Origin of the sequence: Actinosynnema sp. NPDC050436, from assembly GCF_040655415.1 — a bacterium.
Lineage (GTDB): Bacteria > Actinomycetota > Actinomycetes > Mycobacteriales > Pseudonocardiaceae > Actinosynnema.
The window spans coordinates 96,663-119,712 of record NZ_JBFAJV010000004.1 but is presented as its reverse complement, the minus strand read 5'-3'; the positions used below and the strand labels follow the sequence as shown (position 1 = coordinate 119,712).

22 protein-coding genes are annotated in these 23,050 nt (G+C 74.1%); 18 read left to right on the top strand and 4 right to left on the bottom strand.

The features are described 5' to 3' along the window. The first annotated feature begins 330 nt into the window (after positions 1–330). The 11 genes from AB0I60_RS13120 (at position 331) to AB0I60_RS13070 (ending at position 10,062) form a co-directional block, all read left to right on the top strand. Entirely contained in the window at positions 331–1,089 is a 759-nt protein-coding gene (locus AB0I60_RS13120; protein WP_360728852.1) for a TIM barrel protein, read from the top strand. After that, the gene (locus tag AB0I60_RS13115) at positions 1,086–2,075 is read left to right on the top strand and encodes an ABC transporter substrate-binding protein (protein ID WP_360728849.1); all 990 of its coding nucleotides are present in this window, start codon (positions 1,086–1,088) and stop codon (positions 2,073–2,075) included. Before AB0I60_RS13120 ends, AB0I60_RS13115 begins: the two co-directional genes overlap by 4 nt. Beyond that, a complete protein-coding gene (locus AB0I60_RS13110; RefSeq protein WP_360728847.1) occupies positions 2,072–2,980 on the top strand; it encodes an iron chelate uptake ABC transporter family permease subunit in 909 nt (302 codons plus the stop codon). Before AB0I60_RS13115 ends, AB0I60_RS13110 begins: the two co-directional genes overlap by 4 nt. Continuing rightward, the gene (locus tag AB0I60_RS13105) at positions 2,977–3,918 is read left to right on the top strand and encodes an iron chelate uptake ABC transporter family permease subunit (protein ID WP_360728844.1); all 942 of its coding nucleotides are present in this window, start codon (positions 2,977–2,979) and stop codon (positions 3,916–3,918) included. The genes AB0I60_RS13110 and AB0I60_RS13105 overlap by 4 nt, the downstream gene beginning before the upstream one ends. Next, the gene (locus AB0I60_RS13100) at positions 3,915–4,844 is read left to right on the top strand and encodes an ABC transporter ATP-binding protein (RefSeq protein ID WP_360728841.1); all 930 of its coding nucleotides are present in this window, start codon (positions 3,915–3,917) and stop codon (positions 4,842–4,844) included. Before AB0I60_RS13105 ends, AB0I60_RS13100 begins: the two co-directional genes overlap by 4 nt. A 52-nt stretch (positions 4,845–4,896) precedes the next feature. Next, the gene (gene amiA, locus AB0I60_RS13095) at positions 4,897–5,007 is read left to right on the top strand and encodes a streptamidine family RiPP (RefSeq protein WP_360728839.1); all 111 of its coding nucleotides are present in this window, start codon (positions 4,897–4,899) and stop codon (positions 5,005–5,007) included. 60 nt (positions 5,008–5,067) lie between these two features. After that, entirely contained in the window at positions 5,068–5,847 is a 780-nt protein-coding gene (locus tag AB0I60_RS13090; protein ID WP_360728836.1) for a hypothetical protein, read from the top strand. Next, the gene (locus tag AB0I60_RS13085) at positions 5,837–7,186 is read left to right on the top strand and encodes a CocE/NonD family hydrolase (protein WP_360728834.1); all 1,350 of its coding nucleotides are present in this window, start codon (positions 5,837–5,839) and stop codon (positions 7,184–7,186) included. Before AB0I60_RS13090 ends, AB0I60_RS13085 begins: the two co-directional genes overlap by 11 nt. Then, the gene (locus tag AB0I60_RS13080; protein ID WP_360728831.1) at positions 7,183–8,472 is read left to right on the top strand and encodes a YcaO-like family protein; all 1,290 of its coding nucleotides are present in this window, start codon (positions 7,183–7,185) and stop codon (positions 8,470–8,472) included. Before AB0I60_RS13085 ends, AB0I60_RS13080 begins: the two co-directional genes overlap by 4 nt. A gap of 29 nt (positions 8,473–8,501) precedes the next feature. Beyond that, positions 8,502–9,068 carry a SagB/ThcOx family dehydrogenase gene (locus AB0I60_RS13075; protein ID WP_360728829.1) on the top strand — a complete coding sequence of 189 codons (567 nt, stop codon included), beginning with the start codon at positions 8,502–8,504 and terminating at the stop codon, positions 9,066–9,068. Positions 9,069–9,141: 73 nt separating this feature from the next. Continuing rightward, a complete protein-coding gene (locus tag AB0I60_RS13070; protein ID WP_360728826.1) occupies positions 9,142–10,062 on the top strand; it encodes an XRE family transcriptional regulator in 921 nt (306 codons plus the stop codon). Here AB0I60_RS13070 and AB0I60_RS13065 read toward each other — a convergent pair. Beyond that, positions 10,040–11,272 (bottom strand): MFS transporter, encoded by a 1,233-nt coding sequence (locus tag AB0I60_RS13065; RefSeq protein ID WP_360728823.1) that lies wholly within the window; start codon positions 11,270–11,272, stop codon positions 10,040–10,042. The two genes, AB0I60_RS13070 and AB0I60_RS13065, sit on opposite strands and share 23 nt — an antisense overlap. Positions 11,273–11,581: 309 nt before the next feature. Then, entirely contained in the window at positions 11,582–12,124 is a 543-nt protein-coding gene (locus AB0I60_RS13060; RefSeq protein WP_360728820.1) for a hypothetical protein, read from the bottom strand. 977 nt (positions 12,125–13,101) lie between these two features. Here AB0I60_RS13060 and AB0I60_RS13055 point away from each other — a divergent pair. The 7 genes from AB0I60_RS13055 to AB0I60_RS13025 all read left to right on the top strand — a co-directional run bounded on the left by AB0I60_RS13055 (position 13,102) and on the right by AB0I60_RS13025 (position 19,279). Continuing rightward, positions 13,102–14,175 carry an LLM class flavin-dependent oxidoreductase gene (locus tag AB0I60_RS13055; protein ID WP_360728818.1) on the top strand — a complete coding sequence of 358 codons (1,074 nt, stop codon included), beginning with the start codon at positions 13,102–13,104 and terminating at the stop codon, positions 14,173–14,175. After that, positions 14,172–14,819 carry a CE1759 family FMN reductase gene (locus AB0I60_RS13050; RefSeq protein ID WP_360728816.1) on the top strand — a complete coding sequence of 216 codons (648 nt, stop codon included), beginning with the start codon at positions 14,172–14,174 and terminating at the stop codon, positions 14,817–14,819. The genes AB0I60_RS13055 and AB0I60_RS13050 overlap by 4 nt, the downstream gene beginning before the upstream one ends. Before the next feature lie 43 nt (positions 14,820–14,862). Further along, complete coding sequence (locus AB0I60_RS13045) at positions 14,863–15,585, top strand: GNAT family N-acetyltransferase (protein ID WP_360728813.1); 723 nt, start codon at positions 14,863–14,865, stop codon at positions 15,583–15,585. 303 nt (positions 15,586–15,888) lie between these two features. Then, on the top strand, positions 15,889–16,752 hold the full coding sequence (gene hisG / locus AB0I60_RS13040; RefSeq protein ID WP_360728810.1) for an ATP phosphoribosyltransferase: 864 nt from the start codon (positions 15,889–15,891) through the stop codon (positions 16,750–16,752). A gap of 177 nt (positions 16,753–16,929) precedes the next feature. Continuing rightward, positions 16,930–17,478, top strand: coding sequence for an NAD(P)H-dependent oxidoreductase (locus tag AB0I60_RS13035; RefSeq protein WP_360728807.1), 549 nt, complete (start codon positions 16,930–16,932; stop codon positions 17,476–17,478). Continuing rightward, a complete protein-coding gene (locus AB0I60_RS13030) occupies positions 17,475–18,440 on the top strand; it encodes an ATP-binding cassette domain-containing protein (RefSeq protein WP_360728804.1) in 966 nt (321 codons plus the stop codon). Before AB0I60_RS13035 ends, AB0I60_RS13030 begins: the two co-directional genes overlap by 4 nt. 38 nt (positions 18,441–18,478) lie before the next feature. Continuing rightward, the gene (locus tag AB0I60_RS13025; RefSeq protein WP_360729685.1) at positions 18,479–19,279 is read left to right on the top strand and encodes an ABC transporter permease; all 801 of its coding nucleotides are present in this window, start codon (positions 18,479–18,481) and stop codon (positions 19,277–19,279) included. Positions 19,280–19,373: 94 nt separating this feature from the next. On the opposite strand, the gene AB0I60_RS13020 is transcribed toward AB0I60_RS13025, so the two are convergent. After that, entirely contained in the window at positions 19,374–22,358 is a 2,985-nt protein-coding gene (locus tag AB0I60_RS13020) for an AAA family ATPase (protein WP_360728801.1), read from the bottom strand. A gap of 33 nt (positions 22,359–22,391) precedes the next feature. Beyond that, positions 22,392–22,985 (bottom strand): TetR/AcrR family transcriptional regulator, encoded by a 594-nt coding sequence (locus tag AB0I60_RS13015; RefSeq protein ID WP_360728798.1) that lies wholly within the window; start codon positions 22,983–22,985, stop codon positions 22,392–22,394. Between the last annotated feature and the right edge of the window lie 65 nt (positions 22,986–23,050).

The window sequence follows — 23,050 nt, the reverse complement described above, 5'->3', positions numbered from 1 at the left end:
GACGGGGACCGACCCCGACGGGGACCGACCCCGACGGCAACCCGAAGCCGGCACCCGCGCTGTGGGCCGGCGTTGTCGGCCGTGCTGCGAGCCGGAGCCGGTGCCCGCGCTGCCGTTCGAGCCGTCCACCTGACGGGTCCCGGGAACAGCGCTGCCCCGATGAGCCGGTCCGCCCGTCCCTGATCACCGCAACGACGGACACCCCCTCCCACCGAGGGGGTGTCCGTCGTGTCCGCCGGATGGCGGTGCGCCGTCAACCGATCTGGGCTTGATAACGACTCTCATATTCAGTAAGTATGGCACCCTCACCCGCACGAGTGAAGGGCGCCCATGATCACCGCAGGATTGGCCTCGGTCACCTTCCGGGACAGACCGGTCGACCACGTCGCCGGCCTCGCCGCCGACGCCGGGTTGGGGGTGGTCGAGTGGGGCGGTGACGTCCACGTCCCGCCCGGCGACCTGGCTTGCGCCGCCCGCGCCGCCCGGCTGTGCCGCGAACGCGGGCTGGCCGTCGGCACCTACGGCTCGTACTACAAGCCCGGCCACAGCGACCCGGCCGACTTCGGGCCCGTCCTGGACTCCGCCGAGGCCCTGGGCGCACCCCGCGTCCGGGTGTGGGCCGGGGTCGAGGCGTCCGCCGACGTCGGCCCCGGCGAGCGCGCGGCCATCACCGAGGACCTGCGCCGCTGCGCCGACCTCGCCGCCGCGCGCGGCCTCGCGGTCACCGCCGAGCACCACGTCTCCTCGCTCACCGACGAGCTCGGGTCGGCCGTGCGGCTGCTGGAGGAGGTCGACCTGGTGGCGCACTGGCAGCCGCGCGAGTCGCCGGACGTCGCGGTGTGCCTGGCCGAGGTCGCCGCGCTGCTGCCGAGGCTGGCCGCCGTGCACGCGTTCTCGTGGGGCCCCGACGGGTTCACCGAGCGGCTGCCGCTGGCCGCCCGCGACGACCTCTGGCGACCGGTGCTCGCCGTGCTCGCCCAGGACGGGCGCGACCGCGACGTGCTGCTGGAGTTCGTGCCCGACGACTCGCCCGAGGCGTTCCACCGCGACGCCGCCACCCTGCTGTCCTGGCTGGAGGACCCCCGATGACCGAGCCCGCCCGCGCCGCGCTGGTCCCCGTCGCGCTCGCCCTCCTCGCGCTGGCGGGCGCGTGCACGCCCGCACCCTCCGCCGAAGAGGCCCCGAAGGTCACCGAGGTGGTCCGCACCGCCGCGCCGCTGGCCAACGCGCTCAGCGTCACCGACCCGCACGGGCAGCGGATCACGCTCACCAAGCCCGCCGAGCGGATCGTCTGCCTCAACGGCCTGTGCGACGACATCGTGGCCGACCTCGGCCTGACCCCCGTCGGCACCAGCAACCCCGTGCTGGCCGGCCACCCCGCGCTGCTCGGCGACGCCGGCCGGTCCGTCCCGGTCGTGCCCGGTTCGTTCGGCGGCGAGGACGTCGAGGCCATCGCCGGGCTGAAGCCCGACCTGGTGATCGGCCTGCCCGGCGTGCACGACGCGCTGCGGCCCGCCATCGAGAAGTTCGCCCCGCTGTGGACGGCCGAACCCGCCACGTGGGAGGAGTCCGCCGGCTACCTGCGGGCGCTGGGCGCGCTGACCGGTCGCGCCGACCGGGCCGTGCAGGCGGAGGAGCGGTTCCGGGGCAGGCTCGCCGACGCGGTCGCCCGCACCCACGGCAGCGCCCAGGCCGCCCGGAAGGTGCTGCTGATGTACGGCAGCGTCGACTCGATCGGCGTCGACACCACGGCCTCGCTCAAGGGCCACCTGCTCGGTCAGCTGTTCAGCTACCCGTTCCCCGCCAAGGGGACCGACGTCGACACCGCGAGCAACTACAGCGTCGAGGAGCTGCTCGCCAAGCAGCCCGACGTGGTGTTCGTCTACTCGCTGCTGTTCTCCTCCGACGACAGGACCCTGAGCGCCCAACTCGCCGACAACCCCGTCTGGCAGCAGATCCCGGCCGTCCAGCAGCAGCAGGTGCACGAGATGCACGCCAAGCTGTGGGGCTCGGGCCGAGGGCTGCGCAGCCTGGCGGCCGTCGTGGACGAGGCGCTGGCGAAGGTCCCCGCTTGAGGCTGCTCGCGGCCCTCGCCGTGCTGGCCGTCCTCGGCTCGCTGGCGCTCGGGCAGCCGGTCGTGCTGGTCCCGGAGACCGCGTTGGAGCAGGTCGTGGTGTGGCAGCTCCGCGCGCCGAGGCTGGTGCTGGGTGCCGTCGCCGGGGCGTGCCTGGGCGTTGCGGGGCTGCTCCTCCAGGAGTCGCTGCGCAACCCGCTGGCCGTGCCGGAGCTGCTGGGCGTGTCCAGCGGCGCGGCGGCGGCCGTGGGGACCACCGTCGCGTTCGGCGTCGCCGTGCCGTTCGCGCCGCTCACCCCGGCGCTGCTCGGCGCGGCGGTCGGCGGCGGCCTGACGCTGCTGGCGGTGCGCGGTGCCACCGGGCCCGCGTCGGTGCTGCTGATCGGCGCGGCGGTCGGGTCTGCGTGCCAGGCGGTGATGCTGGCCGCCACCGCGGTGACCGACTCGCGCGAGCAGGGCGTGCTGGTGCGCTACCTGCTCGGCTCGCTCACCGGCACCACGTGGCGCACGCTCTGGCCGGTGGCGGTCGGGCTGGTGCTCGCCGTCCCGGCGGTGCTGGCCGTGCTGCCCCGGGTGCGCGTGCTGCGGCTGGGCGACGACGAGGCGATGTCGGCCGGCCTGCGCCCGGGCCGGGTCCGGCCGGCCGTGCTCGGGGTGGCGTCGCTGCTGGTCGCCGTCGTGGTCGGGCCGGCGGGCCCGGTGGCGTGGGTGGGGTTCTTCGCGCCCCGCCTCGCCGCCCGGCTCGGCCGGCCCTCCCCGGCGGTCACCGCCCTGGTCGGCGCGCTCGTGGTGGTCGTCGCGGACCTCGTCGCGCGGACCGCGCTGTACCCGGTGGAGCTGCCGGTGGGCGGGCTCACCGCGCTCGCGGCGGTCGCGGTCGGCCTGCTGGTGCGGAGGCGCGCGTGACCCGGACCTGGTTGCGGTTGGGCGGACTCCTGCTGGTCGTGGTGGTGTGCGCGCTGGCGCAGGTCAGCGTCGGGTCGACGGGGGCGACGCTGGGCGCGCTGCTCGGCGACGACGCGCACGCGCGGATGGTCGTGCTGGAGCTGCGGGCGCCCCGGGTGCTGGTCGGGTTGTGCGCGGGCGCGTGCCTGGGCGTGGCCGGGACGCTGCTCCAGTCGGCGATCCGCAACCAGCTCGCGTCGCCGGAGATCACCGGCGTGGGCTCGGGCGCGGTGCTCGGGGCGGTGCTGGCCACCGTGGTCGGCGCGGCCCAGCCGCTGCCCATGGCCGGTGCCGCGCTGGTCGGCGGCGTGGTCGGCGGTGGCGTGCTGTGGGTGGTGGCCGGCCGGTCGGGCGACGTCGCGGTGCGCGGCGTGGTCGTCTCGGCGGTGCTGGTCGGGACGACGCTGGTGCTGCTGACCGCGCGCCCGCAACTGGCGGGCGCGGTGTCGCGGTGGCTGCTCGGGTCGCTGGTGGGCCGGACGTGGGAGCACCTCGCACCGCTGTGGCCGGTGCTGCTGGTGGTCCTGGTGGCCGCGACGCTGCTGGGCGGGGTGCTCGACGTGCTCGCGGTGGACGACGACCACGCGCACGCGGTCGGCTTGGCGGTCGGGCCGTGGCGCAGCTCGGTGCTGCTGCTGGCGGCGCTGGCCACGTCGGCGGCCGTGGCGGCGATGGGCGCGACGGCGTTCGTCGGCCTGCTCGCCCCGCACCTGGCCCGCCGGCTGGTCGGCGCGGTGCACCGGGACGCGGTGCCGGCGGCGGCGCTGACCGGCGCGGCGGCGGTGGCGGCGGCGGACGCGGTGGGGCAGGTGGCGCACGTGCCCGCCGGGGCGATCACGGCGCTGCTCGGCGCGGGTGTGCTGATCGTGGTGGCGCGGAGGACGGGAGGGATCGGGTGACAGCCCACAACGGGACAGCCCACAACGGGACGGCGCGGGGCGAGACAGCGCGGGACGGGGTTCGACAGGACGTGACCACCCTCGGCGGGATCGCCGAGGACGTGCCCGTCGAGGAACCGCCGAGGCGGGACGTGGCCCCCGTCCGGGCGACGCCGCTGCGCGCGGACGGCGTGCGGGTGCGCTTCGGTGACAACGAGGTGCTCAAGGGCGTCGACGTGGCGGTGGGCGCGGGGGAGTGGCTGAGCCTGCTCGGCGAGAACGGCAGCGGCAAGACGACGTTGCTGCGCGTCCTGGCGGGCCTGCTCGAACCGTCGTCCGGCACCGTGCTGCTCGACGGCGGGCCGCTCGGGGCGCTGTCCCGCCGGGACGTCGCGCGCCGGATCGCGTTGCTGCCGCAGGCGACCCCGTACGTGCAGGGGCTGACCGTGCGCCAGTTCGTGCGCCAAGGCCGTTACGCGGCACGGGGTCCGCTCGGGATGCTCGGCGAGTCCGACGACGGACCGGTGCGCGAGGCGTTGCGGGACACCGGGGTCGCGCAGTGGGCGGACGCGCCGCTGGAGCGCCTGTCCGGCGGCCAGCGGCAGCGCGTCCGGCTGGCGCTCGCGCTGGCCCAGGACGCGCCCGTGCTGCTGCTGGACGAGCCCACGACGTACCTGGACATCCGGCACCAGATCGACGTGCTCGACCTCGTGCGGGCGTTGCAGCGGGAGCGCGGGCTCACCGTGGTGGCCGTGCTGCACGACCTCGGGCAGGCCGCGCGGTACTCGGATCGCGTTGTGGCGCTGCGGAAGGGCGTGGTGCACGCGGACGGTCCACCGTCCGATGTGGTCGATTCGGCGTTCCTGCGCGACGTCTACGGCGTGGCCGGCGAAGTGGTGTGGATCACCACCAACGGGGTATTGAAAATGGTTGTCGTTCCGGATTAGGTTGGTGGAGGTCGATCCGACCGCAGCAACCCACAACGAGAGGAGATGTCCCGTGGACCAGGTCTTCGTGAGCGTCGAGGCCGAGCGCGAGCTGCCCCACAACTCCGCCAGCCACAGCAACGCCCTGGTGGAGAACCCGTTCGACGGCAACGACGACGAGTGACCCGCTCCGGGGCCGCCGCTGCGGCGGCCCCGGACCCTTCCCCGCACCTGGAGGACTGCGTTGGAAACCCTGAAGCCCGGCACGGCGCTGTTCACCGGCCCGTCCGGCGCGGTGCTGCGGGACGCGGCCGGCGAGCTGTTCGCCGTCGCCCTGTCCGACGAGGCGGTCGGCGGGGTCCGCGCGGCGCTCACCAGGGCCGGCGCCCCCGTGCCGCCGGAGCTGGGCGCGTTCGACCACGCCGGGCACCTCGGCCGCCGGGCGGGCTGGCCGACGGCCCGCCGGACCGTCGCCGTGCTGGCCGACCACAGCGCCGACCTGCTCGACGCGCTGCGCCGCGCCGGCGCGAACCCCGTTGCGCTGCAACCGGGGGCGGGCCTGGACGAGGTGCTCGCGCTGCGCCCGGCCGCGCTGTGCGCGTGGCACGACGGCCCCGCGCCCGACCGGTGGCTCGACCTCGACGCGCTGGCCGACCACGGCATCGGCTGGCAGCGGGTCAGCCGCGAGGGCCGGCACGTGCTGCTGGAGCCGATCGGCGTGTCCCACCGGGACGTCCGCGCCCGCCGGCTCGCCGCCGCCGGCTCCGGCCACCGCCACCTGAGCGCGTACTGGGCCGGGGAGGACGTCGTGCTGGGCGACGACACCCCGGACCCGGCCGAACTCCTGCTGGTCGCCGCGCTCGCCGTGAAGGACCTCGCGCGCTGGGCCGCCGACCTGCCCGTCACGGGCAACGCGCTGACCCCCGGCGCGGTCCCGGCGCACCGCCGGCTGCGCGTGCTCGACCTGGACACCGGGGCGCTCGCCGACCACCCGGTGCTGCCGGTGCCCGCCAGTGCCCCGTGACTTCACCGTGGCGGGGCTGGCCCACACCCTCGTCGCGGCCGACCGGGACGCGCCCGTCGTGCTGATCCGCACCCCCTACGGGCGGCACCACCACCTCGCCGAAGCCGAGGCGTGGCGGCGGCGCGGGTTCTCCTGCGTGGTCGGCGACGTGCGCGGCCGGCACGGCTCGGCCGGCCGCTTCCGCCCCTACCGGAACGAGGCCGTGGACGGCGCGACCGTCGTGGACGCGTTGGCACGCCTGGGTTTCCGCCGGGTCATCGCGGCCGGGTCGTCCTACGCGGCCTACTGCGCGGTGACCGCCGCCATCGCCCGTCCGGACGCCGTGGTGGGCGTGCTGGCCGCCGTGCCCGCGCTGGGCCTGGGCGAGACCGCCCGGGAGCCCGGCGGCGCGGCCCGGCTGGCCTGCCGGGTCGGCTGGTGGGGCGAGCACGCGGCGACCGCCGCGTCCGCCGACCTCGCCGCGACCCCGGTGGTCGACCTGGTGACCGGCTGGGACGACCTGTGGGCCGCCCCCGCGCGCACGGCCGACCTGTGGCGGGCGCTGCCCCGCTTGACGATGCCGCTGCTCGCGGTCGGCGGCCTGCACGACCCGTTCGCCGCCGACACCGAACGGCTGGCCCGCTGCTGGGGCGGCCCCACGCGGCTGGTGCTCGGCCCGTGGGCGCACGAGCTGGACGCGGCCGAACCCGGTGCGGCCCTGGCCGGCCGGCGGATCGGCGCGCTGTACCTCGCCTGGGCCAGGGCGTTGCCGGACCTCAGGGGGGACAGGGCTTTCTACGCCGTCGACGGCTGGCGCCGGCACACCGCGTCCGCGCTGCCGGTCGCGCTGGAGGTGGTCCGGGGCGAGTTCCGCGCCGACCCGGACCGCCCGTTCCGGTCGGTCCCGCCGGGAGCGCCGATCACCGACGACCCGAGCGGCGTCCTGCTCACCCCGCCGCTGCCCGGGGGCGAGCTGCGCGGCGGCACGACCGTGCTGCTCGACGCGGTGGCCGACGCGCCGGACGCGGACTGGGTGATCCGCCTGTCCCACAACGGCATCCAGCTCGCGCACGCGATCACCCGGGTCCGGCACCGGCCCGGGGAGCCGACGCGGGTCGCGCTGGAGCTGCCGCCGGTCGGCCACGCCGTGCCGGCGGGCGCGCGGCTGCGGCTGGAGGTCGCCGGGCACCACTGGCCCCGGCACGCCCGCAACCCGCACACCGGGGAGGACCCCGTGCGGGCCACCCGCCTGCACCCCAGCCGCCGGGCCGTGCGGCACGCCGGGGCCCGCCTCCCCTGGCACCCCACCGGGTCCGGCGAGGTCCGGGCCGCCGACCTACCCGAGGAGATCGCATCGTGATCGCGCCGCTGCTGGTGGACCCGCTGACCGGGATCGTGCGCAGGCTGGTGGACGTCGCCGGGGTGCCCGGCGCACCGCGCCGCTACCGGGCCGTCACCGCCGAGGTGGCCGACGCCCGCCGGCTCGGCGCGTGGCCCGCCGACCGGGTCAGCCTGGGCACGACGTTCGGCGACGTGGACTCGGCGCGCGTCGCCGCCGTGGGCGAGGCGGTGGAGCGCTACTGCGGCAACCGGGTCCCGCCCGGTCTGCGCACGGCCACCGCCGGCGAACTGGCAGCGGCCGGAATCCCGCATTTCGGGCCGGCCGACCTGCCGTTCTTCACGCCCGCGCAACACGCCGCACCCGGTTTCCCCTATCGGCCGTTCCACGACGATGTGCCGATCGCGTGGGTGGAGGGCGAGGAATCAGGTGAAATATGCCTCCTTCCCGCTTCCTGGGTGTATCTGAACTACCACTCCGGCGCACGCCGGGGCGAACCGAGGCTGCACCACCTCAACTACGCCGGCATCGCCACCGGGGTCGACGCCGAGGACGCGTTCACCCGCGCCCTGCTCGAACTGGTCGAGCGCGACGCCCTGGAGCGCTGGTGGCACCTGGACGCGCCGACGACGGGCATCGCCGTGGACGCCGTGCCCGGCCTGGCGGCGGAGCTGGCCGGCTGCCCGCTGGAGGTGCACCTGGTGGAGCTGCCCACCGAGCACCCGGTGTCGTGCGTCGGCGCGGTCGTGGTCGACCCGGCCACCGGCATCGTCGCGGGCGGGGGAGCGGCCCGGTTCGACCCGGTCGAGGCGTGCACCAAGGCCGTGCTGGAGGCAGTGCACACCTGGATCTTCACGCAGGGCCTGCTGGAGCCCGGGGGGTGGGTGTTCCGCTCGATCGACGCCGGCATCCTCGCCGAGGGCCTGTACCTGCCACACCGCGCCGACCGGCGCTACCGCGACGACGCCGGCGAGGGGTACGCGAAGGTGCGCGACCTCGGCGCGCAGGTCCAGGTCTGGTTGGACCCGCGCGTCCAGGCCGAGCTGCTGCCCCGCTTCACCCGGCCCGAGCGGATGGCGGAACCGCGCGCCCGGGGGGACCTGGCCGCGCTGCGGCGGAGCCTGGCGGGCAACCGGATCGCCACCGCGGACCTGACCACCGAGGACGTCGCCGAGGCCGGCCTGCGGGTGGTGCGGGTGTGCGCCACCGGGCTCGTGCCCAACGCGCCCGCCGCGTTCCGCTACCTGGGCCTGCCGCGCTGGGGCGAGCCGGGCCGGGTGCTGCCCGACCCGCCGCCGTTCCTGTGATCGCGCTGCCCGAGCCGGAGGAACCGGCGATGACGCTCGTGGAGGCGTTGCTGTCCCGCCGGTCGCGCTACTCCTATGGGCCGTTGAGCCGCCGCAAACTGGGGTCGCTGCTGCGCTACGCCGTGGGCGCGCAGCGCCCCAACACCTCCGGCGCACCGGGCACCCCGCTCGTCCACGGCACGAACCCCACGGCGGGCGGCCTGCCGTCGCTGCGGGTGCACGTCGTGCTGGAGGGGTCGGTCTTCGAGTACCTGCGCGAGCAGCACGCGCTGTGCGCGACCGGGTCGGCCGACCTCGCGGGCGTCTTCGCGCAGGAGGAGTTCGCCCGCCGCGCCCGCGCGGTGATCGTCCTCAGTGGACGGATGGGGCCCGGCCTGGCGAAATACGGTCCTCGCCATTACCGCACCGCACACCTCGACGCGGGCGTCGCGGTGCAGAACCTCTACCTGGTGGCGACCGCGCTGGGGCTCAACGGCTGCGCGGTCGCCGGATTCACCGACGACGCGGTGAAAGCCCTCGTCAGGGGTGGAGAACAGGACGTCCCGCTGGCCCTGTTCGTGGTCGGCGAGTCCACCGCACCGGGCATCCGGACATAGAAAGTGGGCATAAAGCCATTCCCCCGGCACGATCCGCGCAATACCGTTGTACGGGCAGCAAGGGGGAGTTGCCATGGACACAGCGAGAACGGACACATTCGCCGGTGCCTTACGGGCCGCCATCGCGGAGCGCGGGCTGGGGCTCGAACGCATCCGCGAGCACCTCGCGCAGCACGGGGTGAAGGTCAGCCTGGCGACGTTGAGCTACTGGCAGTCGGGCCGCAGCAGGCCCGAACGCCGCTCGTCGCTGGCCGCCATCGGCCACCTGGAGGAGATCCTGGCCCTGCCGACGGGCTACCTGGCCGGCCTGCTCGGTCCACCCCGGCCACGCGGCCGGTGGCTCAAGCGGGTGCCCGACGAGCCGGCCCCGATCGGTGCCCTGTGGTCGGACCCGGACCAGGTGGACTGGGCCATCCGGCAGGTCGACACGAGCTGGGACGCCCGGCTGACCAGGTTGAGCCAGCACGACTTCGTCACCGTCGGCCCGGACCGGGGCGAGCGCGCCACCCGCTCCCGGCACGTGCTGCGGGCCGAGGCGGACGGCGCGGACCGCTGGGTGGTGGTCGTGCACGTCGACGAGCGGGACCGCCCGCTGCCGCTGCTGCGCCCGCTGCGGCACTGCGCGGTGGGCCGGCTGGTCGCCCAGCCGGCGGCCGGGCTGGTGGTCGCCGAGCTGCTGTTCGACCGGGCGCTGCGCCGGGGCGACAGCATCGTCATCGAGCACGAGCTGGTGAACCGGCCGCCGTACCCGGTCGCCACCGACTGCGGGCGCAAATTCCGGCTGCCGGTGCGCGAATACGTGCTGGAGGTCGCATTCGACCCGCTGGCCCGCCCGGTGGAATGCGAATTGTACCGGAATTCGGGCGACGGGGACGAGGACGTGCGCCCGGTGGAAATGGACGCGGGCGGGTCGCTGCTGGGCGTCGCCCTCGATTTCGGACCGGGCGGCTACGGATTCCGCTGGAAATGGCCTAGTCCGCAGCACCGGTCGTAGCCGCGCGGCGCAGGGTCGGGGTCGCCCACGCCAGCGCGACCCCGACCAGCAGCACGGCGGCACCCGACGCGAGGCCGGCGCGCGGACCGGCGACCACCGCCGCCGCGCCCGCGAGCGCCGCGCCGGCGGGCTGCCCGAGGCCCCAGGACAGCATCCGGGCCGTGGTGTTCACCCGGGACTGGAGTTCCGGCGGGCAGATCCGCTGCCGGTAGGTGATCGAGTTGAGCACCACGGTCGAGTGCGCCGCGCCCCAGGCGATCGCGGCCAGGCACGCGGCCACCCAGTGCGTGCTCAGCAGCGCGCAGCCCGCGCACAGCAACGAGACCGGCAGCCCGCCCAGCGCCAGCCGCGCCCCGCCCCACCGCCGGGTGAGCGGTGCCAGCAGCCGGGAGGCGACGAGCGCGCCCACGCCCCAGCAGCTGAACAGGGCGGCCAGCCGGGGATCGCCGGACGGCGCGACGCCCAGCACCTTGTCCGCGTACGGGACGAGCATCGCCACCCACGCGCCGGCCGCCGCCGAGTGCGTCGCGCCGATCAGCGTCAGGGTGCGGATGATGTCGTGCCGCCACAGGAAGCGCAGCCCGGAGCCGATGTCGCCGACCAGGGTGGTGGCGTCGGCGCGCGGGGTGGACAGCGCGCCCCGGATCGCGCGGACGAGCATCGCGGAGCCGGCGGCGGTGACCGCGTTGACCGCGAGCAGGCCGGCCGGCGCGACGGTGGCGACCAGCAGGCCGGCCAGGCCGGGCACCACGAGTTCGACCACGGTGGACCGGCCGAACAGCGTGGCGTAGGCGGCGGTCAGCTTGTCCTTGCCCACCAACGAGGGCAGCGCGCCGAAGTTCGCGGCGTCGAAGAACACGAAGGCGGTCTGCGCGAGGAACGCGACCAGGACCACGTGCGGCGCGGTCAGCACGTCGAGCCACCAGGCGAGCGGCACGGTCACCAGCCCGACCGCCACGACGACGTCCATCGACACCATCAGCCGCCGCCGGTCCACCCGGTCCGCGACGGCACCCGCGAGGAGGCCGAACACCAGGTAGGGCAGCGCTTCGGCCATGGCGACGGCCGACGTCCACCCGGCCGAGCCGGTGAGCTGGTAGACGAGCACGGGCAGCGCGACGACGGAGACCAGGCTGCCCGCGACCGACAGCAGGCGGGCGGTCAGGTAGCGGCTGAAGTCGCGCGCGGGCACGTCGAGGGTGGCGGTCACCCCGTGATGTTAATGAATGCCATGTTCAAGTAACAACCCGGCCCGTGGTGAAGCCCGGGCGTTCCTGCGGGTGCCCGGTGGCACAGCGGTGGTCTGCCGGCAGACCGCACCACCGACCCCTCGCCTGCGGCCACCGACAGGCTGCGCACCGCCCTAAGCCCCACGGGCGCGCAGCGCCTCCGGCTCAGGGGCGACGGCGACGGCGGCTCGAAAGCCGCGCCCTCCGGTCGCGGTCCGCGCACTCCTCGGCACCGCCCCACCGCACCCTCCGGTACCCGGCGGACCCGGTGGGGATCGTGGGCTTCCGGCTCACGGGGTGATGATCTCCAGGACGACCTGGCCGTACAGGCCGGACAAGGTGTCCAGGCCCAGGTTGCACAGCAGGATGTTCGTGCTGGGGTAGACGATGGTGTGCACGAACGTCGCTCCCGCGAACACGCCCGACGTCACCGTGCCGGTCGTGACGACGGTCAGGGTGAGGCCGCTCAGGCTCGACACGTTGTTGCCGGACAGGACGGACGTCTCACCGGTGTTCCAGGTGATCGGGATGGTGAGCGCGTTCGCGCCGACCAGGCTCAGGCAGGTTCTGCCCGAAACCGTGCCGGTGGCCGTCGAGACGCCCGAGGTGATGTCCGGCCGGGTGGCCGAGACGCACGGCCCGTACTGCCGGGACACGGTGAGCGTCATGTCCTGCGGGTGGTTGGTCGCGGGCGGGTCGAACAGCAGGCTCGCACTGCTGGGCGGGGTGCACGTGACGTCGAGACCTGCGGCAGCCGCCGTGCCGGACGTGGCGAACAGGACAGACGCCGCAGTCATCAGGACTGCGGCGAAGAAGGAGACGATCCGGGACATGGTGGTTCTCCTTTTTGGACACGGTTTCCGCACAAATGCGGATTCGGTGGTGCCGGTATCGTTCTATCGCACACCGAAGGTCTTCGTTACCCCCCGGTGTCAGGTCTGCAATGTCGCCGGTGAAGCAGGTCAACGCTGCGGCAAGAATGAGGGGCCGCAATAGTTTTCGGCATGGCGGCCAAGATGCAGACGGTCAACGTGAGCCCGGCGCGGTCGGGACGGTGAGGATCTTCGAACTCGGCCTACCGGAGTCGATCGGATTCGGGCCGGTCGGATCGCCCCTTCTTCGCCCAGCACGGCCTGATGCAGGCGACGCCACAACGCGGCCGTGAACAACTTCGGGATCAACGGCTGCGCCGATGCCCGCAGCTCACCGGCCACCTATCGCAGCGACAACCGTCATGCGTCCGGCGAGATCCGGAATGGCAGCCACGGCAGGTGTTGTGATGGTCCCCTCCACGTCTGCGGTGCCAGTCACGTCGTGCTCGCATGGCGGGCGGGGGCCACCCCCGCCGCGCGGGGAAGACGACAAGCGCATCACCCAGGTCGTCACCGTCGAGGGGCCACCCCGCTCGCGCGGAAAAACGCTTGCGGACTTGGGGGTCTATCGCTGGGTATGCCGGTTTACATTCGGTTCGTCCTGGTTCCCTTATGGGATCCGGTCGGGTTGCGGCATGGTTCGGCGAGGTCGATGCGGGTTGCCCGTAGCCGGTTTGCAACACCAGTGGTGTGTGAGTCCGGTCGGATCGGTTCGACGGCAGGGGTGTCCAGGCGACCGGCTGCCGCACCACGTCGACGGTGGGCTGGTGCGGACTGCAAGCGCCCGGAGCCGCGCCTGCGATGCCGATGGCGACCGCGGCTCGGAGGTCATGGCCCGGGGCGTGGCCCGCGCCACCCGGTGGCGACGGAATAGGCGCGGTCGGGGTACGGTTGGACCGAGTAGTTGAACTCGCAACTACTTGGATCGAGGAGCGGCTATGCAGTTCGGGGTCTTCACCGTCGGGGACGTCACGCCCGACCCCACCACGGGGCGGACGCCGACCGAGGCCGAGCGCATCAAGGCCATGGTCGCCATCGCGCTCAAGGCCGAGGAGGTCGGCTTGGACGTGTTCGCCACCGGCGAGCACCACAACCCGCCGTTCGTGCCGTCCTCGCCCACCACGATGCTCGGCTACGTCGCCGCCCGCACCGAGCGGCTGATCCTGTCCACCGCCACCACCCTGATCACCACGAACGACCCGGTGAAGATCGCCGAGGACTACGCGATGCTCCAGCACCTGGCCGACGGCCGGGTGGACCTGATCATGGGACGGGGGAACACGGGACCCGTGTACCCCTGGTTCGGCAAGGACATCCGCGACGGCATCGACCTGGCGATCGAGAACTACCACCTGCTGCACCGGTTGTGGCGCGAGGACGTCGTGACGTGGGAGGGCAGGCACCGCACGCCGTTGCAGTCCTTCACCTCCACCCCGCGCCCGCTCGACGGCGTGCCGCCGTTCGTGTGGCACGGCTCCATCCGCAGCCCGGAGATCGCCGAACAGGCGGCCTACTACGGCGACGGCTTCTTCGCCAACCACATCTTCTGGCCCAAGGAGCACTTCATGCGGCTGATCACCCTCTACCGCGAGCGCTTCGAGCACTACGGGCACGGCACGGCGAGCCAGGCGATCGTCGGCCTGGGCGGGCAGGCGTTCATCCGCCCCAACTCCCAGGACGCGGTGCGCGAGTTCCGGCCGTACTTCGACAACGCCCCCGTCTACGGCCACGGCCCGTCGCTGGAGCAGTTCACCGAGCAGACCCCGCTCACCGTGGGCAGCCCGCAGGAGGTCATCGACAAGACGCTGACCTTCCGCGAGCACTTCGGCGACTACCAGCGGCAGCTGTTCCTGGTGGACCACGCCGGCCTGCCGCTCAAGACCGTGCTGGAGCAGCTCGACCACCTCGGCGAGATCGTGCCCGTGCTGCGCGCCGAGTTCGCCTCGGGCCGCCCGGCCGACGTGCCGGACGCGCCCACCCACGGGTCGCTGCGGACGGCGGCGGTCCGATGACGACCCTCGCCGTGGTCTCCGCCGGGCTCGGCGAGCCGTCGTCCAGCCACCTGCTGGCCGACCGGCTCGCCGCCTCGGTCGGCACGCGCACCCCGGTCACCGTCCGGTCGGCGCACCTGCGCGACGTCGCCCGCGACATCGCCGACAACCTGGTCACCGGGTTCCCGAGCCCCCGGTTGGCGGCCGTCGTGGACGACGTGGTCGGCGCGGACGCGCTGATCGCCGTGACGCCGACGTTCAACGCGTCCTACAGCGGCCTGTTCAAGTCGTTCTTCGACGTGCTGGACCCGGAGTCGCTGGTCGGCAAGCCGGTGCTGATCGGCGCGACCGGCGGCACCGAGCGGCACTCGCTGGTGCTGGACTTCGCGCTGCGCCCGCTGTTCGCCTACCTGCGCGCGGACGTCGTGCCGACCGCCGTGTACGCGGCGTCCGGCGACTGGGGCTCGCCGCAGGGCCTGTCCGACCGGATCGACCGCGCGGCGGCCGAACTCGTCGGCGCGCTGGCGGGCCGGGTGCACGCCGACGGGTCCGCCGACCGCGCTCCGGCAGGCCGGGCACCCGCCGAGGTGCTGCGGGCACCGGCCGGGCCCGCCGACGGGTTCGCCGACCTGGTGCCGTTCGAGCGGCTGCTCAACCGGTCCTGACCCGCCGCCCCGGCCGGGGCGACCGCCCGCCTACAGTCGGATCATGACCACCTCCGCCTCCGACGCGCTCGACCTCGCCACGGGCAACGCCCGGTACCTGCTGGCCGCGCTGGCCCGGACCCGGGGCCACGGCCTGGTCGAGCGCCCCGGCTTCACCGCGATGACCGGCCCGGCCCTGGTGCGCGTCCTCGTCCTGCGGCCGGAGCCCGACGCCGACGACCTGGCCGCCATCGCCCGGCTGATCACCACCGCGCCCGGCGAGGCCATGGTCGAGGACCCGTACGGCACCGTCGACGCGGGCGCGTGGGGCCTGGTCCCGCAGCAGCTCCCAGTCATGTTCCGCCCGCCCTCGCCGCTGCCGGAACCGCACCTGGAGGTGACGCCGGTCGGCACGCCCGACCAGCTCGCGGTCGCCGAACGGGTGGTCGTGGACGGGTTCCCGCTGCCCGGGTTCGCGTACGGGGAGGCGTTCACCCCGGCACTGCTCGACCACGACGGGATGCGGCTGTTCCTGGTGCGCCGGGACGGCGAGGTCGCCGGGGCGTGCCTGTCGGTCGTGGACAACGGCATCGGTGGCCTCTACTGGGTCACGACCCTGCCCGCGCACCGCTCGCAGGGCGTCGGGAGAGCGCTGATGCACGGCGTGCTCAACAGCGAGGGCGTGCCCTGCACCCTGTCGTCGGCGCAGGCCGGCAAAGCGCTCTACGACTCCCTGGGCTTCGAGACGGTGGCCTCCGCCACCTGGTGGCTCCGCCCGGATTCCTGAGACCGTTCACAACGGGCGGGGAACGGTCCCCAGGAGGACTGCCGTACTCCCTCCGGGTGAATTCCGGAAATACCGGACTTCTTTCGCCGATACCGCCGGTCCGGACGCCCGGGAATTGTCGGAAAGGCCGCCCGGAGTCGGTCGGCGGATGTCGCCGCACGTCCGGGCCCGAGCCGCTCGCGCCACCCCGGCCGACCGGCGGTGCGCGTCGGCGCGCGGCGGGCACCGGCCCGGTTCCATTCCCTGGGACAGGACGCCGGCCCCAGGTCAGGGCAACCCGGCGTGTGTGGGAGACTGCGCGCCATGGCTCCTCTTCGCTTCGCCCTGCCCAACAAGGGCTCCCTGAGTGCTCCCGCGGCGCAAATGCTGGCCGAGGCGGGGTACCGGGTCCATCGGTCCGGGCGTGAGCTGATCGTGGCCGACCCGGCGAATGACGTGCAGTTCTTTTTCCTGCGGCCGAGGGACATCGCGGTCTACGTCGGCGAGGGGTCGCTGGACGTCGGCATCACCGGCCGGGACCTGCTGCTCGATTCGACGGTGAAAGCCAAGGAAATCCTGCCGCTGGGCTTCGGCAAGGCGTCGTTCTACTTCGCTTCCCGGCCCGGCACCATTTCCGACTCGGCCGGGCTGGAGGGCAAGCGGATCGCCACCAGCTACCCCCACCTGGTGGACGACCACCTCGCCGAGCACGGCATCAAGGCCAAGCTGGTCCGGCTGGACGGCGCGGTGGAGACCGCCGTCGAACTCGGCGTCGCGGACGCCATCGCGGACGTCGTGGAAACCGGCATCACGCTCAAGACCTCCGGCCTGGAGACGTTCGGCAAGCCGATACTGAAGTCGGAGGCGGTGCTCATCCAGGGCGACACCGTCGAGGACGTGCCGGAGTCGGTGCGCTCGGTGGAGATCCTGCACCGCCGGCTCCAGGGCGTGCTGATCGCCCGCCGGTACGTGATCCTGGACTTCGACTGCCCGGTCAGCACCCAGGAAGAGGCGTTCAAGCTGGTGCCCGGCATCGAGTCGCCGACGGTGTCGCCGCTGGCCCGCGAGGGCTGGGTGGCCGTGCGCTCGCTCGTGCCGCGCGACGACGCCCCGTTCATCATGGACGAGCTGTGGCGGGTCGGTGCGCGCGCGATCCTGGTCAGCTCGCTGGACACCTGTCGCATCTGATCGGTCGGCACTCCTCGGAAGGGCGGTCCTCACGGGCCGCCCTTCCTGCTTTTCCGGGCCGGACGAGCACTCCACCCGCCGCGCACCGTCCGCCGGCCCGCTCCTCAGCGCCTGGCAGAGGTGCCAGATCCGAGCTGGCGGGCCGTCTCGCGCCTTCAGGGTGTGAGGAGGTGCCGGATGCAGCCGCTGCACATCGCCGTGATCATCGGCAGCACGCGCCAGGGCCGGGCCGGGGAGGCGATCGGGCGCTGGGCCGCCGAGGTCGTGGGCCTGCGGTCCGACGTGGAGTGCGGCGTGGTCGACCTGGCCGACTACGAGTTCCCCGCGTCCTACCCGGACCACCCCACGCCGGCGATGCGCCGGTTCGTGGACCGGGTCGCGTGGGCCGACGGGTTCGTCGTCGTCACCCCCGAGTACAACCGCAGCTTCCCCGCGTCGCTCAAGCAGGCCATCGACTACGCCTACGACGAGTGGCACGCCAAACCCGCCGCCTTCGTCTCCTACGGGCACCGGTCCGAGGGCGTGTACGCGGTGGAGCACCTGCGCACCGTCTTCACCGAGCTGCACGTCGTGACCATGCGCAACGGCGTCGGCGTCAACCTGCTCGACGACGAGCCGCTGGACTCCGAGCACCGCCACCGGGCGGCCACCACGATGCTCGACCAGCTCACCTGGTGGGCGGCGGCGCTGCGCGGCGCGCGGCACGCCCACCCCTACGTCTCATGAGGAAGGAAGAAACCGTGAACGCGATCGAAACCTCGGGGTTGGTGAAGGTCTTCGGCGACACCCGTGCGGTGGACGGGGTCGACCTGACCGTGCCCACCGGCACCGTCTACGGCCTGCTCGGCCCCAACGGGGCGGGCAAGACCACGACCGTGCGGATGCTGGCCACCCTGCTCCGCCCCGACGGCGGGGAGGCGCGGGTGTTCGGACACGACGTGCGCGCCGACCCCGACGCCGTGCGCAGGCTGGTCAGCCTCACCGGCCAGTACGCGTCCGTCGACGAGGACCTGACCGGCACCGAGAACCTGGTCCTGCTCGGCAGGCTCATCGGGCACGGCCGCCGGCACGCCGGGGACCGCGCCGCACAGCTGCTGGACGCGTTCGGGCTCACCGAGGCCGCCGGCAAGCAGGTCAAGCACTACTCGGGCGGGATGCGGCGGCGGCTGGACATCGCCGCGAGCATCCTGAACACCCCGCGCCTGCTGTTCCTGGACGAGCCGACGACGGGCCTCGACCCGCGCAGCCGCAACCAGGTGTGGGACATCGTGCGCGCGGTCGTCGCGCACGGCACCACCGTCCTGCTGACCACCCAGTACCTGGACGAGGCCGACCAGCTCGCGTCCCGGATCGCGGTCGTGGACCGGGGCCGGGTGATCGCCGAGGGCACCAAGGGCGAGCTCAAGGCGTCCGTCGGCGAGGGCGCGGTGCACGTCCGGCTGCGCGACGCCGACCGGCGGGCCGACGCGCGGGCGCTGCTGGCCCGCGTGCTCGACGCCGAGGTGCTGCTCGACACCGACCCGGTCGCGCTGACCGCCCGGCTGTCCGGCCGGGCCACCGAGCAGGCCGCGCGGGCGCTGGCGGAACTGGCCCGCGCGGACATCACCGTGGACAACTTCTCCCTCGGCCAGCCCAGCCTGGACGAGGTCTTCCTCGCCCTGACCGACAAGAAGGAGGCGGCGGCGTGACCGTCACCGAGAACACCGGCGCACTCGCCGCGCCCAAGGTGGACGACCTGGCCGGCGTGCTGCTGGACCGGGCCGCGCCGAAGCGCCCCGGACCGCTGTCCGCGTCGCTCACCTTCGGGTGGCGGGCGGTGCTCAAGATCAAGCACGTGCCGGAGCAGCTGTTCGACGTGACGGCGTTCCCGGTCATGATGATCCTGATGTTCACCTACCTGTTCGGCGGGGCGCTGGCCGGGTCGCCGGGGGAGTACCTCCAGTACCTGCTGCCCGGCATCACGGTGACCAGCGTCGTCATGATCACCATGTACACCGGGGTGGCGGTGAACACCGACATCTCGAAGGGCGTGTTCGACCGGTTCCGCACGCTCGCGGTGTGGCGGCCCGCGCCGCTGGTCGGCTCCATCCTGGGCGACCTGCTGCGGTACCTGCTGGCGTCGTTCACCATCGTCGTGGTGGGGCTCGTGCTCGGCTTCCGGCCGGGCGGCGGGTTCGTCGGCGTGGTGCTGGGCGTGGCTGTGCTGGTGGCGTTCTCGTTCGCGTTCTCCTGGGTGTGGACGATGTTCGGGCTGCTGATGCGCAGCGAGAAGTCCGTGATGGGCGTCAGCATGATGGTGATGATGCCGTTGACGTTCCTGTCGAACGTCTACGTCGAGCCGGCCACCATGCCGGGGTGGCTCCAGGCGTTCGTGGAGGTCAACCCGATCACGCAACTGGTGCAGGCGGTGCGCTCGCTGATGGCGGGCGCGGCCGACGGCTCGGCGCTGCTGTGGACGCTGGCCTACGGCGTGGGGTTCGTCGTGGTGTTCGGCGCGCTGACCATCCGGCTGTACAACCGCAAGTGACCATGCGCCGGAGGCCGTGCCCCGTCACGGGGCACGGCCTCCGGTGTGTGCACGGGTTTCAGCGCTCACCGGGTTTTGCGCGCGCCGTGCGGCGTCACAGCCGAAAGCGCGCGGCACCGGAGTAGAGGCACGTCGAGCCGGTCGAGACGTGCTCGCGCAGGTGCTCCGCCAGTTCCGGGTGGCGGTCGGCGAGCTTGCGCAGCGCGTCGCGGATGCGCGCGGTCACCGTCTTGCGGGCGCGCTCGGCCTCGTCGCCCAGTCGGCGGGTCCGGCCGCCCAGCCCCGCCGCCGCGCGCAGCTCCTCCAGCAGCGCGGCCCGCTCCCGGTCCAGCGCCGCCGCGCGGGCGTCGTCGTGGGCGTTGTCGATCTCCTCATCCAGCCGCTCCAGCCGCCGCCGGTAGGCCGCCTTCGCCTCGTCGTCCAGCACCGGGTCGCCGCCCAGCCGCGCCGCAGCCACGGCCTCCGGCGCGAGCAGGCTCACCGCCGCCACGGGCACGCCCGGACTGCCCAGCAGCACGTGCAGGTCGCGCAAGCCCTTCGAGTCCGGCATCCGCGCGATCGTGCCCCGGTAGGACAGCGACCACACGTCGCCGTCCCGCCGGAACTCGTCGACCGGCTCGCGGCCGGGCGACGGTCGCGCCGACGCCGTGCCACGGGCGTCCGCCCCGGCCGGGGAACCGTTGGCGCGCAACGCCACCGCCAGGTACCGCTGCACCTCCTCGGCCCACGGGCGGGACTGCATCACCTCCGCCGACCGCCGCGCGGCGGTCAGCTCCGCGACCGCGTCCCCGTGCCGACCCAGCACCAGGTCCACCAGGCCCAGCCACAGGTCGACCGGGCCGCTGAGGTCGCACCCGTACAGCGACACCAGCCACTGGCCCCGGTGGTCGGCGAGTTCGGCGCGCACCGACCCGGCCAGCGCGCGGTCGCCCGTCGCGTAGGCCAGGTGCGCCCGGAACCGCGTCCACAGCGGCTCGAACATGCGCAGGAACCGGTCGTCGCGCGGGTCGTACGCGGCCAGCACGGCGCGCGCGGTGTCGAGGTCGCCCCGGTTCACGGCGGTGAGGCCGCGCAGCAGGTCGGGGTACGGGTAGCCCTCCAGGTCCAGCCGGTCCAGCTCGTCGTACCGGCCCTGCAACTGGTACAGCGCCCAGCGCAGGTGCACGTGCATCATCCGGAAGCCGCTCGCGTCGTCACCGCCGAGCGCGTCCGCCCGCGCCAGCAGGGACTCCGCTTCGCCGAACCGGCCCCGGAAGGCGGCGATGATGCTCCGGTCGATCGCGGACGAGAACTGGAACCGGGGCATCGCCCAGCGGTCGGCCTTCGCCGTGAACGCCCGCAACTGGTCCAGGTAGCGGGGGTCGCCCAGCTCCAGCAGCACGACCCAGCGAAGCGACGCGGCGAAGCCCTCCGACGCGTGGTCGGCGGTGCGCCGGGCCAGGTCGGCTAGCTCGCCGACCAGCTCCAGCCGGGCCGAGGCGGTGCCCAGCCCCCACGTGGTGTCGTGCGCCGCCCACAGGCCGTCGGTCAGCGCCACGTCGTCCTGGCCGTCGCGGGCGAGGTCGGCGACCCGCACGCTCAGGGCGCGCGCGAGCACGTCCGCCTGCTCGTCGGGCGCGGGCCCGATCAGCCGGTCGTGGGCCTCGCGGAGCAGGGCCAGACCTTCCTCGCCCACGTCCACGAACCGGTACCGGGCCAGCGCCACGCGGGCCAGGACGTCCGGCGCGTCGTGCTCGCGGGCCAGCTCGACGGCGTGGTCGAAGTGGGCGGCGGACTGCTCGGACGGGGCGCAGAAGAACAACTGCTGCGCGAGCGCGATCTCCAGCCCGATGCGGCGGTGCGGAGAGGTCGTCCGCTCCAGCGCGCGGCGGTAGTGGCGGGTGGCCTCGTCCACGGCCATCCGCGAGTCGGCGTCGCGCGCCGCCTCGACCAGCAGGTCGACCACCCGCTCCTCGGGGAGCCGGTGGCCCGCCAGGAAGGCGTGCCGCGCCAGCTCGGCCGGGGTCGCCTGGTCGGGCGAGGCGTCGGCGAGCGCGGCCACCACGGCGGCGTGCCGGTCGGCCACGTCCTCCAGCGCGTCGTACAGGGTCTCCCGCACCAGGTCGTGGGCGAAGGTGAACCGGCCCGCGCCCAGCGCCCGGACGAGCCGGGCCTGCGCAGCCTGGTCGAGCAGCCGGTCCACGTGCGGCACGGGCAGCCCGGCGGTCGCGGCGAGCACTTGGCGGTGGAATTCCCGGCCGAGCACGGCGGCGCGGCCGAGCAGCCCGCCGACCGGCTCGGGCAGCAGGGACAGCCGGTGCCGCAACGCGTCCCGCACGCCGGGCGGGATGGCGGTCACCGGGTTGCCGCCCTGCCACAGCCGCGCGGTCTGCTCGACGAAGAACGGGTTGCCGCCGGTCCGCCGGTGCACCTCGGCGACCAGCGCGGCGTCCGGCGCGCGCCCGGCGGTCTCCGCCACCAGTTCGCCGACCTCGGCCTCCGACAGCCCGGTCAGCGTCACCGACGTCGCCCGGCTGACCAGCGGGGACATCAGCGGGCGCAGCGGGTGGCCGTCCGCCTCGACCTCGGCGTCGCGGTAGGTGCCGACCAGCAGCACCCGCTCGAACCAGGTGTGCCGCGCGGCGAACTCCAGCAGCCGCACCGATGCCACGTCCGCCCAGTGCAGGTCCTCCAGCACCACCACGACCGGCCGCCGCTGCGAGGCCACCACGAGCGCGGAGGTCACCGCGTCGTAGAGCGGGAAGCTCTCCGGGGCCTGGTCGGCGGGCGCCTCGCCGAGCAGCACGTCCAGCCGCTCGCGGTCGACCTCGGCCCACTGCGCCGGGTCGGCGGCCCGGCGCAGCGCCCGCACCACCTGCACCCACGGCCAGTAGCCGGGCGCGGAACCGGAGTCCCAGCACGAGCCGGCGAGCACCAGCGCGCCGCGCTCGCGGGCCAGGTCGGCCACGCCGGTCACCAGAGCGGTCTTGCCGATGCCGGGTTCGCCCGCGACCAGGACCAGGCCGCCGTGGCTGCGCGCGGCGCGGTCGATCTCGGTGCGCAGCACCTCGGTGGCGCGGTCCCGTCCGATGAGTCGCATGACGGGACGAACCTAGTCCATCCGGGTGGCCGATCAGGGCGGGAAGGGCGCTTTTCCGGAGGTGAACTCGGACAGCTGTTCGAACGCCGCGTCCACCGCGCCGGGCAGCGCGGCGGGGTCGACCCCGGCGGTGTGCCGGCCGGTGCGGTAGCAGGCCAGGGCGACCTGCGGCGCGAGCGTCGCGGCCGGCTCGGGCACGCCGCGCCCGCGCAGCTCCTCGCTCATCGCGGCGACCAGCCGCTGGAGCTTGCGCATCGAGCGGTCGTGCAGCTCGGGGTTGTCGGCGAGCAGCGTCTCGTGCAGCACGTAGTGCGCGGGGTCGGCGGTCATCTCGCGGCACAGCGCGACGGTGAACTCCCGCAGCCGGACCATCGCGTCCGGGACGTCGGCGGTGTGCGGGAGGGCGCGGTAGCGGGCGGTCCAGTCGTCGATTATCCGCTGCTCGTCGGAGAACACGACCTCCTGCTTGTCGCCGAAGTAGCGGAAGAACGTGGTCCGGCCGACCTCCGCGCGCTCGGCGATGTCGGCGACCGTGACGTCGGTGAACCCGCGTTCGGCGAACAGCGCGAACGCCGCGTCCACGATCTGTTCGCGGGCCCGCTGCTGCTTGCGCTGCCGGAGGGACATGGCGGTCAGCATAGCGCGGCGGTACGTCGTCCATTATGGTACTGAGTACCAGTTAGTACTACGTA

Excerpts from the sequence above, each read along its gene's own strand:
- AB0I60_RS13120 (WP_360728852.1), top strand. The coding sequence starts at position 331 with ATGATCACCGCAGGATTGGCCTCGGTCACCTTCCGGGACAGACCGGTC.
- AB0I60_RS13115 (WP_360728849.1), top strand. The coding sequence starts at position 1,086 with ATGACCGAGCCCGCCCGCGCCGCGCTGGTCCCCGTCGCGCTCGCCCTC.
- AB0I60_RS13075 (WP_360728829.1), top strand. The coding sequence starts at position 8,502 with ATGACGCTCGTGGAGGCGTTGCTGTCCCGCCGGTCGCGCTACTCCTAT.
- AB0I60_RS13070 (WP_360728826.1), top strand. The coding sequence starts at position 9,142 with ATGGACACAGCGAGAACGGACACATTCGCCGGTGCCTTACGGGCCGCC.
- AB0I60_RS13060 (WP_360728820.1), bottom strand. The coding sequence starts at position 12,124 with ATGTCCCGGATCGTCTCCTTCTTCGCCGCAGTCCTGATGACTGCGGCG.
- AB0I60_RS13055 (WP_360728818.1), top strand. The coding sequence starts at position 13,102 with ATGCAGTTCGGGGTCTTCACCGTCGGGGACGTCACGCCCGACCCCACC.
- AB0I60_RS13050 (WP_360728816.1), top strand. The coding sequence starts at position 14,172 with ATGACGACCCTCGCCGTGGTCTCCGCCGGGCTCGGCGAGCCGTCGTCC.
- AB0I60_RS13045 (WP_360728813.1), top strand. The coding sequence starts at position 14,863 with ATGACCACCTCCGCCTCCGACGCGCTCGACCTCGCCACGGGCAACGCC.
- hisG (WP_360728810.1), top strand. The coding sequence starts at position 15,889 with ATGGCTCCTCTTCGCTTCGCCCTGCCCAACAAGGGCTCCCTGAGTGCT.
- AB0I60_RS13035 (WP_360728807.1), top strand. The coding sequence starts at position 16,930 with ATGCAGCCGCTGCACATCGCCGTGATCATCGGCAGCACGCGCCAGGGC.
- AB0I60_RS13030 (WP_360728804.1), top strand. The coding sequence starts at position 17,475 with ATGAGGAAGGAAGAAACCGTGAACGCGATCGAAACCTCGGGGTTGGTG.
- AB0I60_RS13020 (WP_360728801.1), bottom strand. The coding sequence starts at position 22,358 with ATGCGACTCATCGGACGGGACCGCGCCACCGAGGTGCTGCGCACCGAG.
- AB0I60_RS13015 (WP_360728798.1), bottom strand. The coding sequence starts at position 22,985 with ATGTCCCTCCGGCAGCGCAAGCAGCAGCGGGCCCGCGAACAGATCGTG.